The organism is Lichenihabitans sp. Uapishka_5 (genome assembly GCF_033947565.1).
Taxonomy (GTDB): Bacteria; Pseudomonadota; Alphaproteobacteria; order Rhizobiales; family Beijerinckiaceae; genus Lichenihabitans.
The window spans coordinates 15,859-28,998 of record NZ_JARPVX010000020.1 but is presented as its reverse complement, the minus strand read 5'-3'; the positions used below and the strand labels follow the sequence as shown (position 1 = coordinate 28,998).

Here is a 13,140-nt window from a genome sequence, read left to right as displayed (position 1 = left end):
CCGTGTCATCTATCTCAGTTTCGAATAATGATAAGTTTCGCGCCGCACGGCGTCAAACGGATCGCGTGGGCGTGGTGTCGCGTGTGGTCGCCTAGATGGCGAGTTCTTCGGCGCCGATCGTGTAGCGCGCTTGCTGCGGCTGGGTGCAGTCGAGACGATCGGCTGCCCGCTCGACCTGCGGGTACATCAAAAAGGCGTCGGTCGCCCTGGCGGACCCCGGCAGCGTCACGTCATTGCCGGCGTTGAAGGGGATCCAATTGCCTTCCCAGGCGCCGAACAACCGCGCCCGGGCCGCCTCCACCTTGGGGGCGTCGGCCCCGAGCCCGCCCGGCACCTCTTCGAGCATCACCTTGCGGACGTCCGCCGGGTCCATCGCGGTCCAGCCCAGGCCGTCGAGGAACACCTCGGCGCGGCAATGCTGCGCCTTGGTCACGTCGGCCGTCTTCGGGCCGAGGCTGGCATAGCCGAGCCGGGAGGGTGCCACCCGGATGCCGTAAAGGTCGCGCGCCGGCAGGCCGGCGGCGCGACACAAGGCCACGAACAGCGGATTGATGTCGGCGCATTTGCCGCCGAGGTGGCCGGTCTCCAGCATGCGCAGCACGTTGCCGTCGCCGCAGCCCTGCACGGAAGCCTCGCGGAAGGTGTTGCTCACCACCCAGGCGTAGAGCGCGCGCGCCTTGCCGAGATCGTCGGCGGCGCCGGCCGTGATGGCCAGCGCGGTCTGCCGCACGATCCCGTCGACGGGCGCGAGCGCGGTGCCGCGCAGGTATTGGCTTCGCGCGGCCTCCGGCAGCACGATCGCGTCGCCGGTTGTCGTCATCGGCAGGGCGCGGTCGCGCGTTTCCACGGTGCTGACCACGGTCAGCCGGCGCGGGCCATCGCCCCAGCGCACATGCAGGAGGTCGGCACCCGTGGTCTGATGCCGCTCGACCGTGGCCCCCGGGGCGGCGCTCCATTGATTGTCGACGACACGGACCCAGTCGGCGTCCGACACGCCGGCCAGCGGCATCCAGGCCTGCGCCGCTGCGCCGTCGGCCGCTACGTCGAGACGTGTCGTGACACGGAACCGGCGCCAGGTCGGCGTTTCCGCAAAGGCGGCGAGGAGCGAGCCCGGCAAGGCCGCGAGAGCCAGGCCGGCGCCTGCCGTGGCCAGAAGGTGACGTCGGGAAATCATCGGATGCCTTTCACGAAGGACGGGTCGGGGCGGTGTGTAGCAGGTCCGGGAAAGCGTCGCATCCCGGTTCGGCGCCATCTTTGCCGCAGGAGGCGGTCCGCGGTTCACACCAGCGGAACTTCCCGGCACTGTGCCGGTCCTTGGAGCGAGCGAGGACACCCATGGGCTTGTTGATCGACGGCGAATGGCGCGACCAGTGGTACGACAACGGCGATAGCGGTCGCTTCGAGCGCAAGGCCTCGTCGTTCCGCCACTGGGTCACGGCCGATGGTGCGCCCGGGCCATCGGGGCAGGGCGGCTTCGCGGCGGCTTCGGGCCGCTACCACCTGTATGTTTCGCTCGCCTGCCCCTGGGCGCACCGCACGCTCATCATGCGGGCCCGCAAGGGTCTCGAAGCCGCCATCCCGGTGTCGGTGGTGCATTGGCACATGGCCGAACAGGGCTGGACCTTTGCGCCGGGGCCGGGCGTCGTGCCCGATCCGATCCATGGCGCCACTGTCTTGTATCAGGTCTATCAGGCCGCCGACCCGGCCTATACGGGCCGCGTCACGGTGCCGGTGTTGTGGGACACCGGGCGCAACACGATCGTCAGCAACGAATCGTCCGAGATCCTCCGCATGCTGGACGCGGCCTTTGCGGACGTCGGCGCCACACCGGGCACGTATTATCCTGCCGCGCTGCGGGCCGAGATCGATGCCGTCGAGGCCCGCATCTATGACGGCCTCAACAACGGGGTCTATCGGGCCGGCTTCGCCACCACGCAGGCGGCCTACGAGGAAGCCTTCACGACCGTCTTCGCCACGCTCGACTGGCTGGAAGATCGGCTGTCCACGCGGCGCTACCTGATGGGCGCGGCGCTGACCGAGGCCGACATCCGGCTCTTCACCACGCTGGTGCGCTTCGACGCCGTCTACCATGGTCACTTCAAGTGCAACCTGCGCCGGATCGTCGATTATCCCGTGGTGTCGGCCTATCTGCGCGACCTTTACCAGACGCCCGGCTTCGGCGACACGACCGACCTTCAGCACATCAAGCGGCATTATTACGAAAGCCACCCGACCATCAATCCGACCGGCGTCGTGCCGCTCGGGCCGGCGCTCGACTTCTCGGTGCCGCATGGGCGGGAGGCCCTCGGCCAAGAAGCCAGGGTGCCCTAACGGGCTGTCGGCACGGCCCGTGCCTTGCGCCGCCCGTCGGGCGCCAGGCGCAGCAGCAAGGCGCCCAGAAGGGCCGACACGAGCGAGCCGGCCAGCACGCCGAGCTTGGTGTCGGCCTGCAGGTCCGGCCGGCCCGCATAGGCCAGGAGGCCGATGAACAGGCTCATCGTAAAGCCGATGCCGCACAACAGGCTGACGCCATACACCTGCGGCCAACTGGCGCCCGCCGGCCGACGGGCGAGACCGAGCTTCACCGCGGCCACGAGGCTCGCCATGACGCCGAGCTGTTTGCCGAGCGCAAGCCCGAGCGCGACGCCGAGCGTCACCGGTTGCAGGGCGCCACCGGCACCGCCGATCTCCACCCCGGCATTGACCAGCGCGAAGAGCGGCAGGATCGCGAAGGCCACGACGGGCGAGAGTGCGGTCTCCAGCCGGTGCAGCGGCGTGTGCCGGTCACCCTTGCCGGCGCCCTTGTCCGGAATTGTAAAGGCCAGCAGCACGCCGGCAATCGTCGGGTGGATGCCGGACCCCCAGGTACAGGCCCAAAGCACCAGGCCGAGCCCGAGATAGGGCCACAAGCGCCGGATGCCGCAGCGGTTCAACACCACCAGAAGTGCCAGCGCGACGGCCGCCGCCCCGAGCATCGGCAACGACACACCATCGGCGTAGAACAGCGCGATGATCAGCACCGCCCCGAGGTCGTCCAGCACCGCGAGGGCGGTGAGGAACACTTTGAGCGAGGCCGGCACCCGGTCGCCGAGCAGCGCCAGCACCCCGAGCGCGAAGGCGATGTCGGTGGCGGACGGGATGGCCCAGCCCCGGAGCGCACCTGGATGGTGCCAGGTGACGGCCGCGAAGATGGCGGCCGGGGCCGCCATGCCGCCGAGCGCGCCGAAGCCGGGCAGGATGCGGGCCGGCCACGTCCGCAACTGCCCGTGCAGCGTTTCGCGCTTGATCTCGAGGCCCACCAACAAGAAGAACACCGCCATCAGGGCGTCGTTGACCCAGGTCTCGACCGTGTGGCCCGCGACCGTGGCATGGACGGCTGCCCGGTAGGTGTTCCCCAAGGGCGAGTTGGCCAGGATGAGCGCCAGCGCCGCGGCCCCCATCAACACGAGGCCGCCGCCCGCCTCGCTGTCGATGAAGCGCCGCAGCGCAGACGGGAGGTGGCGGAGGGGGCGAGGCGTCATGCCCGAACCTGTGCCAGGACTTCCGAGCGGGTTCAAATCGGACCGGCTCGCGCCGTCACGCGTCCGTCGGTTTGGCACGCCCGGCCAGGAAGGCTGCGTGTTCGGCCACGAGCTCGCCCGCCAGAGCCTTGCTGATCAGCGCCTGCGTTTCGGGCAAACCGTACAGCACCGCGAAGGAGCCGAAGCGCGGCCCGCGCGCTTCGCCGAGCAGCACCTGATACAGCATGTTGAACCAATCGTTCGACACGCCGGGGCGCTCCGGCGTGGCGGTCTTGGCCTTGAAGTCCTGGTAGCGCGGGATGATGCGGGCGATGTCGTAGAGCGCCGCCTGCACATCCTCGGCCGAAGCCTCGGGCGGCATCGCGCCGAGGGTGCGGGACAAGGTCTCGAGCGCCGCCCGTTCGTCGGGGTCGGGCGCCCGGTAGGTCTTGGCCGGTCGCACGAAGTCGCGGAAATACCGCACCGCATAGCCCACCAGGGCGTCGAGCTGGGGATGGGTGGCGGGGCTGGCGCCGGGCGCATAGCGTTGCAGGAACCCCCACAGCACGGCCGGGTTCTCGCTGTTGGCGACGGCGGCGAGGTTCAGCAGCATCGCGAACGACACCGTGGTGCCGCCGTTCGACCCGGCGAGGCCCAGCCGTTCCGGCTCGGGCGGCTGGCCGCCATGCAGGTGCCACACAGGATTGCCGAGCCGTTCCTTCCAGCCCTGGCGCCCATAAGCGTCGAGGAAGCCGAGGTAATCGTCGACCGCACGCGGGATGACGTCGAAATGGAGCTTCTTGGCCGCCGTCGGCTTGCCGAACATGAAGACGCCAAGGCTGTCGGGCGAGCCGTAGTTCAGCCATTCGTCGATGGTCAGCCCGTTGCCCTTCGACTTCGAGATCTTCTGGCCTTGTTCGTCGAGAAACAACTCGTAGTTGAAACCCTCCGGCGCCGCGCCGCCGAGCGCCCGGACGATCTGGCCCGACAGCTTGACGGAATCGATCAGGTCCTTGCCGGCCATCTCGTAATCGACCCCGAGGGCCAGCCAGCGCATCGCCCAGTCGGGCTTCCATTGCAGCTTGCAATGGCCGCCCGTCACCGGGGTCTCGAACACGCGCCCATCGGCCGGGTCGCGCCAAACGATCGTGCCCTTGGCGGCGTCGTGCCCTTCGAGCGGCACCTGCATCACATGGCCCGTTTCGGGGTGGATCGGCAGGAACGGCGAATAGGTCGCGGCCCGCTCGGCCCTGAGGCTCGGCAGCATGATGGCCATCACGGCGTCGAGCCGCTCGAGCATCAGCCGCAGCGTGGCGTCGAAACGTCCGGCCTGGTATTCGACGGTCGCCGACATGAAGTTGTAGTCGAAGCCGAAGCGGTCCAGGAAGGCGCGCAACCGGGCGTTGTTGCCTTCGCCGAAGCTCGGATAGTCGCCGTAAGGGTCCGGCACCTTGGTCAACGGCAGGCCGAGCGCCGCCGCGAGGGTGTCGCGGTTGGGCACGTTGTCGGGCACCTTGCGCAGCCCGTCCATGTCGTCCGAGAAGGCGATCAGCCGCGTCGGAATGCTGTCCTCGGTCAGCAGCCGAAACGCCTGCCGCACCATGGTGGTGCGCATCACCTCGCCGAAGGTGCCGATATGGGGCAGTCCCGAAGGGCCATAGCCGGTCGAAAACAGCACGCTCGACTGCCCGGTGCGCCCGACGCGGGCAACGAGTTTGCGAGCTTCCTCGAAGGGCCAGGCGTTGGCGGCTTGCGCGATGTCGAGGGGAATGTCGGACCAGGAGGGCATGGGTTCGGACGGTAAGACCTGATGAAGAGCGCCCTCCGCGTCTCACGACCGCCCAGGGCCGTCAAGAACGGCACCGGGGCTGCCCGTGGTATCGAGAAGCGCGAGGCCGCCGCAGTCGGTCGGGAAACGCGGTAACGCGTCGTCGTCAGGCGTCCGCCACGCAGCGGCTCATCGGGATCGCATAGATGCGGTCCCGCCCGAGCGCATGGGCCAGGCGCGGCCGCGCGCCGAACAACGGCGTGAACGCGGCGTGGTGGATGTTCAGCCCCCCCGCATAGGCCCCGAAGGCCGGCATCACGCAACGCTTCGCATCGGCCAGGAAGCAGCGCCGCCGGGCCACGCCGCCCGTGCCCAGCACCTTGGCGACCGGATGCAGGTGGCCGGCGATCTCGCCGGTGCCGCAGTCCGGCTGCGGCTCGTGGCGCAGCGTCAGCAGGCCTATGGCGGCCTCCGCCGCCACGTCGCCGTCGAGCCCGCCATGCGGCAGCGGGTCGTGATTGCCGGTCAGCCAGAGCCAGGCGCGCCCGCGCTGCAGGTCGGCGATCCGGCCCCGGTCGGCGTCCGACAGCCGGGCCGCGGCATGCGGGTCATGGAAGCTGTCGCCGAGCGCGATCACCAGCCGCGGCGCGTAGCGGGCCACGACCGTCGCCAGGGCCAGCAGCGTTTCGCCCGTGTCGTAGGGCGGCAGCAGCATGCCGCGCCGGGCGAAGCTCGACCCCTTCTCGAGGTGCAGGTCGGCCACCAGCAGGGCGCCTTCGCCTTCGTGGAACAAGGCGCCGCTCGGGTCGGCCAGAAACGGCACGCCCGCCAGCGTCAGGCCGGCCGGCACCATCTCAACCGCGCGTTCTTGCCGGATTGCCCTCAGGCCCACAGGCTTCCTCCACCAGCAACTCGGCCGCCTCGGCCAGGATCTCGTCTTGCGCTTCGCCATAAACCGGTTCCCGCCCGATCTCGAGCATGATGGGCACCGACAAGGGTGAGACGCGGTCGAGAGCCTTATGGACGATTCGGCCCTTGATGCGACCTAGTAGATCGCCGAGGCGCTTCAGATCGAGGAGTCCGGTTGCCGCATCCTCGCGTGCGGCCTGCAGCAGGATGTGGTCGGGCTCGTGCCGGCGCAGCACGTCGTAAACGAGGTCGGTCGACACCGTCATCTGCCGGCCGGTCTTTTCGCGTCCCGGGTGCCGCTTTTCGATCAGACCGGCGATGATGGCGCAGGACCGGAAGGTGCGCTTCATCAGCGACGATTCGTCGAGCCACGCCTCGAGGTCGTCGCCCAGCATGTCCTCGCCAAACAAGGCATCGAGGTCGACAAGCCCGTTCCGCGACCGTGCCCCGATATCGGCCCGCATCCAAACCGCCAGCGCGTAATCGTTGCCGACGAACCCCAGCGGCTTCATGCCGGCGCGCTCGAGCCGCCGTGTCAGCAGCATGCCGAGCGTTTGGTGCGCCAGCCGGCCCTCGAACGGATAGGCCACGAGGTAATGGCGGCCGGCGCGCGGATAGGTTTCGACCAGCATGGTGTCGGCCGCGGGCAGCAGCGACCGTGCGGCTTGGATGTCGAGCCAGTCCTGCACTTGGTCGGGAAGTTCCGGCCAGGCGTGCGGCTCCGACAACATCGAGCGCACCCGGCTGGCCAGATAGGTCGAGAGCGGGAATTTCGAGCCGCCCCAGGCGGGGATCTTCGGCGTGTCGCTGCGGGCCCGCTGCACGATCGCCTCGTCCTCGACGATGGCCTGCAGGGCCAGCACCTCGCCGCCGAAGATGAAGGTGTCGCCCGGCACCAGCGATTCGAGGAAACCGTCCTCGATCTCGCCCAGCACCCGGCCGCCGCGACCCATCACGGGCTTGCCCGAGGCGCCCGTGCGGGAGCGCGCGAGCCGCACCTTCAGCATGGTGGCGGCCACGATGGTGCCGACGTTCATTCGGTATTGTTGCGCCACCCGGCCGTTCGACACGCGCCAACGCCCGTCCGCATCCTGCCGGATCTTGGCGAAGCGGTCATAGGCCCGGAGCGCGTAGCCGCCGTGGGCCACGAAGTCGATCACCCGGTCGAAGTTGTCGCGGTCGATGTGGGCATAGGGCGCGGCGTCGGTGATTTCGCTGAACAACGCATCGGCCTCGAAGGGCGCCGCGCAGGCCATGCCGAGCACGTGCTGGGCCAGCACGTCGAGCGCGCCCGTGCGCGGCACCGGCGTGTCCTGCACCCCGTGGGCGGCGGCATCGATGGCGGCCCGGCACTCGATCACCTCGAAGCGGTTCGACGGCACCAGCAAGGCGCGCGAAGGCTCGTCGAGTCTGTGGTTGGCGCGGCCGATGCGCTGGATGATGCGGCTCGCACCCTTCGGCGCCCCGACGTTGATGACGAGGTCGACGTCGCCCCAATCGATGCCGAGGTCGAGCGTCGCGGTGCAGACCACGGCCTTCAGGGTGCCGGCCGCCATGGCGGCTTCGACGCGGCGGCGTTGGCTCGCGTCGAGCGAGCCGTGGTGGAGCGCGATCGGCAGGTTGTCGGCATTGTGCTTCCACAGGTCCCAGAACAATTGTTCGGCCTGGAAGCGGGTGTTGGTGAAGATCAGCGCCAGCTTGCAGCGGCGCAGCGCCTCGTAGATTTCGCCGAGCGCATGGCGGGCGCTGTGGCCGGCCCAGGGCAGCCGCTCGCGCGTGTCCAGCATGGTGATCTCGGCCTTGGCGCCTTCGGGCGCCGTCACCATCACGGGGGCCGGGTCGTCGCGGCCGCCCAGATAGGCGCAAAGCTCGACCGGGTCGCGCACGGTCGCCGACAGGCCGACGGTCTGTACGCCGGGCGCGAGCCGGCGCAGCCGGGCGAGGTCGAGCGCCAGCAGGTCGCCGCGCTTGTTGGTGACGAGCGCGTGCAATTCGTCGAGCACGATGCGGCGCAGGTCCTTGAAGAAGGCGAGGCTGTCGGGCGTCGCCAGCAGCAGGGCGAGCTGCTCGGGGGTGGTCAGCAGGATGTCGGGCGGGTCGCGCCGCTGCCGCTGCCGCTTGGCGGCCGGCGTGTCGCCCGTGCGGGTCTCGACCCGGATCGGCAGGCCCATCTCGGTCACCGGCCCCTCGACGTTGCGGGCGACGTCGACCGACAAGGCTTTCAGGGGCGAGATGTAGAGCGTGTGCAGCGCCGCCTTGCCGCGCGGCCGGCGTTGCAGATCGACGAGCGATGGCAGAAAGCCCGCCAGCGTCTTGCCGGCGCCGGTGGGCGCCACGAGAAGCGTGCTGCGCCCGGCCTCAGCCTGTTCCAGCAGGGCCATCTGATGGGCCCGCGGCGCCCAGCCGCGTGTCGCGAACCAGGCGGTGATCGGGGCCGGGAGCGCCGGGGGGCTTGCGATGTCGAGCACCCGTGTAGAGTTAGGCCCTCCGGGCCACGAAGACGAGCCCCGGCACGTCGATGCAGTTTTCCTGGCGGGTCACGCAGGCCTCCAGGCTGAGCAGGCCGAAGCCCGTCGCGTCGAGGCTGCCGCGCAGGTAGCCGGCCTCGTGACGGAACCGTAGGTCGGTGCCGAGGCTGTAAGCCTTTCCGGTGTCGGCCTGCACGGTTGCGGCCAGCAGCCCTCCCGGCTGCAGCACGCGCGCCACGCCGGTGAACAAGGGCAGAAGATCGCCGATGTAGACCAGAACGTCGGCCGCGATGGCGAGCCGGTAGGCGCCCGCGTCCAGCGTCGCCGCTATCGCGGTGCAATCACCCTGCCAAAGGTTGCGGTAGAGGCCCGTGGTGGCGGCCTGGGCCAGCATGGCGGCCGACAGGTCGATGCCGTCGATCTCCAAGCCCCGCACCCCCAGGGCGCGGGCCATCAGCCCGGTGCCGCAGCCGAGGTCCAGGGCCGCGGTGCACCCATCGTCCGGGAGCCGCCCGGCCAGCGCTTCGGCGATGACGGCGGGGCCACGATAGCCGAGCCCCCCCACCAGATGGGCGTCGAAGCGGGGCGCGTATTGGTCGAACAGGGTTTCCACATAGGCGGCCGGCATGCCGGGGGGCGCGGCCCCCTGCAGTCGGGCGAGGTGCAGCGCCGCACCCAGCAGGCCGGCGGGGTCGTGGGTCACGGCAGCCTCGAACGCGGCCGCGGCGCCCGCGCGATCGCCGCACCGCTCCAGCGCCAAGCCCTGGGCCAGATGAGCGGCCGCCCAGGTCGGCGCCTGCTCGACGGCCTGGGCGAACAGGTCGGCTGCCGCGGCATGGTCGCCTTCGGTCGCAAGAGCGACCGCATAGGCATAGCGTTTGTCGGCGAGCAGGTTTCCCGACACGACGGGAGCGTGCCCATGCGGAAGGCCGCTCATCCGGTTTGTCGTGCCAAATCGGCGTGCCGACTGAGGCCGTCCGGGACAGGATCGATTAACATTGAACTCAATTGCCCATCATCGCGGGAAGCGTCCTGCGCTATGCTGATCGCCCAGGCGCAGCCCGCCGTCCAGCCAAGATCGAGGCTGCTGGCGGTACCTGCGCCACCCCGCGGCTCATGCAACCAAATCGCAACGGCGCCGTTTTACAGCCAAGTTACAGCAAGGAGTTGGAGTGATGAAGATTTCGACATTGCGTGGCGCTGGTTTGGCGGTTGTGGCTCTCGGCGCCGCTTCGCTGAGCACCGTTGAGCCCGCAGCCGCCCGCAATGGCGGTGCCGTGGCGGCCGGTGTCATCGGCGGCCTGGCGGTCGGCGGCCTCGTGGGTTCGGCCCTGGCCAACCAGAACGCGGGTTACGGTGGTGGCGGCTACGGCTACGCCGCCCCGGTTTATGGTGCTCCGCCGCCGCCCGCTTACGACGGCTGCTACCTGACCCGCCAGGCGACATACGATCCCTATGGCAACTTCGCGGGCTATCGCCGCGTTCGTGTCTGCGAGTGAACTGAGCGTCCCTAGGCTACCGCTGGAGTGAAGGCGATGAAGACGGCCACTACGAAGACGTCCATGCGTCGATTGGGTTTGGTTATGGCCGTCTGCTTTGTCGGCGCTCCGCTGGCGGCGGCGCCTTTGGCCAGCAGCGGGCTTTCCTTTCGCCCTTTGACGATCGGCCACAAGGCATTGCAGGTGTCGAAGGCCTACGGGGCCGATGACGAGGATTGCATCTTCGTCACGCGTCATGTGCCAAGGCCCGACGGCAACCTGCATCCCATCAAGAAATTGATGTGCCGCGACGACGCCTGAGCCTTCAGGGTCTCGGCGCGTGAGTGCGCAGGATATCTTATCATTGACGCCGGCCGGGCTTTATTGTGCGGCCGGCGATTTTCATATTGATGCCATGCGTCCCGTCGATCGGGCCCTTGTGACCCATGGTCATAGCGATCATGCCCGCGCCGGGCATCGGTCCGTTCTGGCGACGGCGCAGACGCTCGACATCATGGACACCCGCTATGGGGCGGATTTCTGTCACGAGCGTCAGGTAGCGATCCTCGGCAAGCCGATCCGTATCGGTGGCGTGACCGTGACGTTTCATCCGGCCGGCCATGTCCTCGGGTCGGCGCAGATCACGGTCGAGAAGAACGGCTTCACCGTCACAGTGTCGGGCGACTACAAGCGCGCCCACGATCCGACCTGCCTGCCGTTCGAGCCGGTTCGCAGCGACGCCTTCGTGACCGAGGCCACCTTCGGTTTGCCGGTGTTTCACTTCCCCGAAGCACGGGTCGAGGCCCAGAAGCTGCTCGCCTCCCAGGCGCTCTTTCCAGACCGGACGCATCTGGTCGGCGCTTATGCACTTGGTAAGGCGCAACGCGTGATCCGCACCCTGCGGGACCTCGGCTACGAGCGGCCGATCTACCTGCACGGGGCCATGGTGCGGCTGTGTGAGCTTTATGCCCGGTTGGGCGTCGACCTCGGTCCCCTGGTGCGCGTCGATCCCAAGGAACGGGGTCGGCTGGGCGGTGAGATCGTGCTGTCTCCGCCGGGCGCGTTGCGGGACACCTGGGCCCGCAAGTTTCCCGATCCGCTGACGGTGGCGGCCTCGGGTTGGATGCGGGTGCGGGCGCGGGCGCGCCTGAAAGGCGTCGAACTGCCGTTGATCGTGTCCGACCATTCCGATTGGGCGCAACTCTGTGCCACCGTCAAGGACGTCGGCTGCTCCGAGCTCTGGGTCACGCATGGCGAGGCCGATGCCCTGGTGCATTGGGCCGAGCAGCAGGGGATCGCGGCGCGGCCGCTGCACATGATCGGCTATGGCGAGGAGGAGACCGAAGAGGCTCTGGACGAAGCCGCATGAAGGCTTTCGCGGCGTTGTTCGACCGGTTGTCCTTCGAGCCGTCCCGCAACGGCAAGCTGCGGCTGATGACGGCCTTTTTCCGCGACACGCCGGATCCCGAACGCGGCTATGCGCTCGCGGCCCTCACCGACAGCCTGAAATTCCAGCACGCCAAGCCGGCGCTGGTGCGTGCGCTGCTTGAGGAGCGGGTCGATCCCGTTCTGTTCAATCTCAGCTATCACTTTGTCGGCGACCTGTCCGAAACGGTGGCCCTGCTTTGGCCGAAGCCCGACAATCCGGGTGAGCCGCCGCTGCTGTCCACGGTGGTGCAGACGCTCGCCACCACCAGTCGGGCTGCCTTTCCACGGCAACTCGCCTTGTGGCTCGACGCGCTCGACGAGATCGGGCGATGGGCGTTGTTGAAGCTCATCACCGGATCGCTGCGCATCGGCGTGTCGGCCCGCTTGGCCAAGACCGCTGCGGCCGCGATGGGCGGCCGGGAAGCGAACGAGGTCGAGGAGGTTTGGCATGGTTTGCCGATCCCCTACGGCCCCCTGTTCGCCTGGCTCGAGAATACGGGGCCGCGCCCCGACACGATCGATCCGGCGCCGTTTCGCCCCGCAATGCTGGCCCATCCGCTCGAGGAGCGCGACGCAGCCTCACTCGATCCGGCCGATTTCATCGGCGAATGGAAGTGGGACGGCATCCGGGTGCAGGCCATTGCGGGGGTGGACCCGGACGGTCACCGCGTGGTGAAACTGTATTCGCGGGCTGGAGAAGACGTCTCCGCGTCCTTTCCGGATCTGCTTGATTCACTTCTGCTGCCCCGCTTCGGCACGACGGCTGTCGATGGCGAGCTTCTGGTGATGCGCGACGGCCTCGTGCAACCCTTCGGGGCGTTGCAGCAGCGCCTCAACCGCAAAAGCGTGTCGGTCAAGGCGATGGCCGAGTTCCCGGTTCATCTCAGGGCCTATGATCTGCTGGCCCAGGATGGCGAGGATCTGCGGACGCTGCCGTTCACCGAGCGGCGGGCGCGGCTGGAGCGCTTCGTGATGGGGCTCGACGACCCGAAAGTGGATCTGTCGCCGACCGTTCCCTTCGCCAGTTGGGACGATCTCGCGGCCTCGCGGGCCGATCCGGCCGGCGCCGGTGCCGGGGCGGATGCCGAAGCCATCGAAGGCCTGATGCTGAAGCGGCGGGACAGCCCTTATGTGCCGGGCCGCCCGAAGGGGCTGTGGTTCAAGTGGAAGCGCAACCCGTTCAACGTCGATGCCGTGCTGATGTATGCGCAGCGCGGTCACGGCAAGCGGGCCTCCTTCTACTCGGATTACACCTTTGGGGTTTGGCGCGGCGAGCCGGGAGAAGGGCAACTCGTGCCGGTCGGCAAGGCCTATTCGGGCTTCACCGACCAGGAACTCGCGAAGCTCGATCGTTATGTGCGCACCAACACGATCTCACGCTTCGGTCCGGTCAGGGAGGTGGAGCACACGGCCGAGAAGGGCTTGGTGCTGGAGATCCTGTTCGAAGGCTTGAACCGGTCGAGCCGGCACAAGTCGGGCGTCGCGATGCGGTTTCCCCGGGTGGCACGCATCCGCTGGGAGAAGCCAACCCGCGAGGCCGACCGCATCGAGACCCTCGAGGCGATGCTGGAACCCAAATAGCCGCGGCG

The 13,140-nt window shown here is 68.7% G+C and carries 11 protein-coding genes; 5 read left to right on the top strand and 6 right to left on the bottom strand.

Going from position 1 to position 13,140, the window contains the following annotated elements; translation table 11 throughout:
- Window positions 1-91: 91 nt before the first annotated feature.
- A complete protein-coding gene (locus P7D22_RS10090; protein WP_319934099.1) occupies window positions 92-1,174 on the bottom strand; it encodes a transglutaminase-like domain-containing protein in 1,083 nt (360 codons plus the stop codon).
- A 161-nt stretch (window positions 1,175-1,335) separates the two neighbouring features.
- Between P7D22_RS10090 and P7D22_RS10085 the strand changes: the two genes are divergently transcribed.
- Entirely contained in the window at window positions 1,336-2,331 is a 996-nt protein-coding gene (locus tag P7D22_RS10085; RefSeq protein WP_319934098.1) for a glutathione S-transferase family protein, read from the top strand.
- Here the strand turns inward: P7D22_RS10085 and nhaA are convergent.
- From nhaA to P7D22_RS10060, 5 genes are all read right to left on the bottom strand, one after another.
- Window positions 2,328-3,521 (bottom strand): Na+/H+ antiporter NhaA, encoded by a 1,194-nt coding sequence (gene nhaA, locus P7D22_RS10080; RefSeq protein WP_319934097.1) that lies wholly within the window; start codon window positions 3,519-3,521, stop codon window positions 2,328-2,330. The two genes, P7D22_RS10085 and nhaA, sit on opposite strands and share 4 nt — an antisense overlap.
- Before the next feature lie 55 nt (window positions 3,522-3,576).
- Window positions 3,577-5,289, bottom strand: a complete 1,713-nt coding sequence (locus P7D22_RS10075) for a lysine--tRNA ligase (RefSeq protein ID WP_319934096.1) — start codon at window positions 5,287-5,289, stop codon at window positions 3,577-3,579.
- Window positions 5,290-5,434: 145 nt separating this feature from the next.
- Window positions 5,435-6,121, bottom strand: coding sequence for a ligase-associated DNA damage response endonuclease PdeM (gene pdeM / locus P7D22_RS10070; RefSeq protein WP_319934095.1), 687 nt, complete (start codon window positions 6,119-6,121; stop codon window positions 5,435-5,437).
- A gap of 1 nt (window position 6,122) precedes the next feature.
- Complete coding sequence (locus P7D22_RS10065; RefSeq protein ID WP_319934094.1) at window positions 6,123-8,645, bottom strand: ligase-associated DNA damage response DEXH box helicase; 2,523 nt, start codon at window positions 8,643-8,645, stop codon at window positions 6,123-6,125.
- 10 nt (window positions 8,646-8,655) lie between these two features.
- Window positions 8,656-9,582, bottom strand: coding sequence for a class I SAM-dependent DNA methyltransferase (locus P7D22_RS10060; RefSeq protein WP_319934093.1), 927 nt, complete (start codon window positions 9,580-9,582; stop codon window positions 8,656-8,658).
- 238 nt (window positions 9,583-9,820) lie between these two features.
- On the opposite strand from P7D22_RS10060, the gene P7D22_RS10055 reads away from it, so the two are divergent.
- The 4 genes from P7D22_RS10055 to P7D22_RS10040 are packed head-to-tail and all read left to right on the top strand — an operon-like array spanning window position 9,821 to window position 13,132.
- The gene (locus P7D22_RS10055) at window positions 9,821-10,144 is read left to right on the top strand and encodes a hypothetical protein (RefSeq protein WP_319934092.1); all 324 of its coding nucleotides are present in this window, start codon (window positions 9,821-9,823) and stop codon (window positions 10,142-10,144) included.
- A 27-nt stretch (window positions 10,145-10,171) separates the two neighbouring features.
- Complete coding sequence (locus P7D22_RS10050) at window positions 10,172-10,444, top strand: hypothetical protein (RefSeq protein WP_319934091.1); 273 nt, start codon at window positions 10,172-10,174, stop codon at window positions 10,442-10,444.
- Window positions 10,445-10,463: 19 nt separating this feature from the next.
- Window positions 10,464-11,492 carry a ligase-associated DNA damage response exonuclease gene (locus tag P7D22_RS10045; protein ID WP_319934090.1) on the top strand — a complete coding sequence of 343 codons (1,029 nt, stop codon included), beginning with the start codon at window positions 10,464-10,466 and terminating at the stop codon, window positions 11,490-11,492.
- Window positions 11,489-13,132 carry a cisplatin damage response ATP-dependent DNA ligase gene (locus tag P7D22_RS10040; RefSeq protein ID WP_319934089.1) on the top strand — a complete coding sequence of 548 codons (1,644 nt, stop codon included), beginning with the start codon at window positions 11,489-11,491 and terminating at the stop codon, window positions 13,130-13,132. Before P7D22_RS10045 ends, P7D22_RS10040 begins: the two co-directional genes overlap by 4 nt.
- Window positions 13,133-13,140 lie beyond the last annotated feature (8 nt).

Bases quoted from the DNA above. Each gene is read 5' to 3' on its own strand.
- P7D22_RS10090 (WP_319934099.1), bottom strand. From the start codon at position 1,174: ATGATTTCCCGACGTCACCTTCTGGCCACGGCAGGCGCCGGCCTGGCT.
- P7D22_RS10085 (WP_319934098.1), top strand. From the start codon at position 1,336: ATGGGCTTGTTGATCGACGGCGAATGGCGCGACCAGTGGTACGACAAC.
- nhaA (WP_319934097.1), bottom strand. From the start codon at position 3,521: ATGACGCCTCGCCCCCTCCGCCACCTCCCGTCTGCGCTGCGGCGCTTC.
- P7D22_RS10075 (WP_319934096.1), bottom strand. From the start codon at position 5,289: ATGCCCTCCTGGTCCGACATTCCCCTCGACATCGCGCAAGCCGCCAAC.
- pdeM (WP_319934095.1), bottom strand. From the start codon at position 6,121: ATGGTGCCGGCCGGCCTGACGCTGGCGGGCGTGCCGTTTCTGGCCGAC.
- P7D22_RS10060 (WP_319934093.1), bottom strand. From the start codon at position 9,582: ATGAGCGGCCTTCCGCATGGGCACGCTCCCGTCGTGTCGGGAAACCTG.
- P7D22_RS10055 (WP_319934092.1), top strand. From the start codon at position 9,821: ATGAAGATTTCGACATTGCGTGGCGCTGGTTTGGCGGTTGTGGCTCTC.
- P7D22_RS10040 (WP_319934089.1), top strand. From the start codon at position 11,489: ATGAAGGCTTTCGCGGCGTTGTTCGACCGGTTGTCCTTCGAGCCGTCC.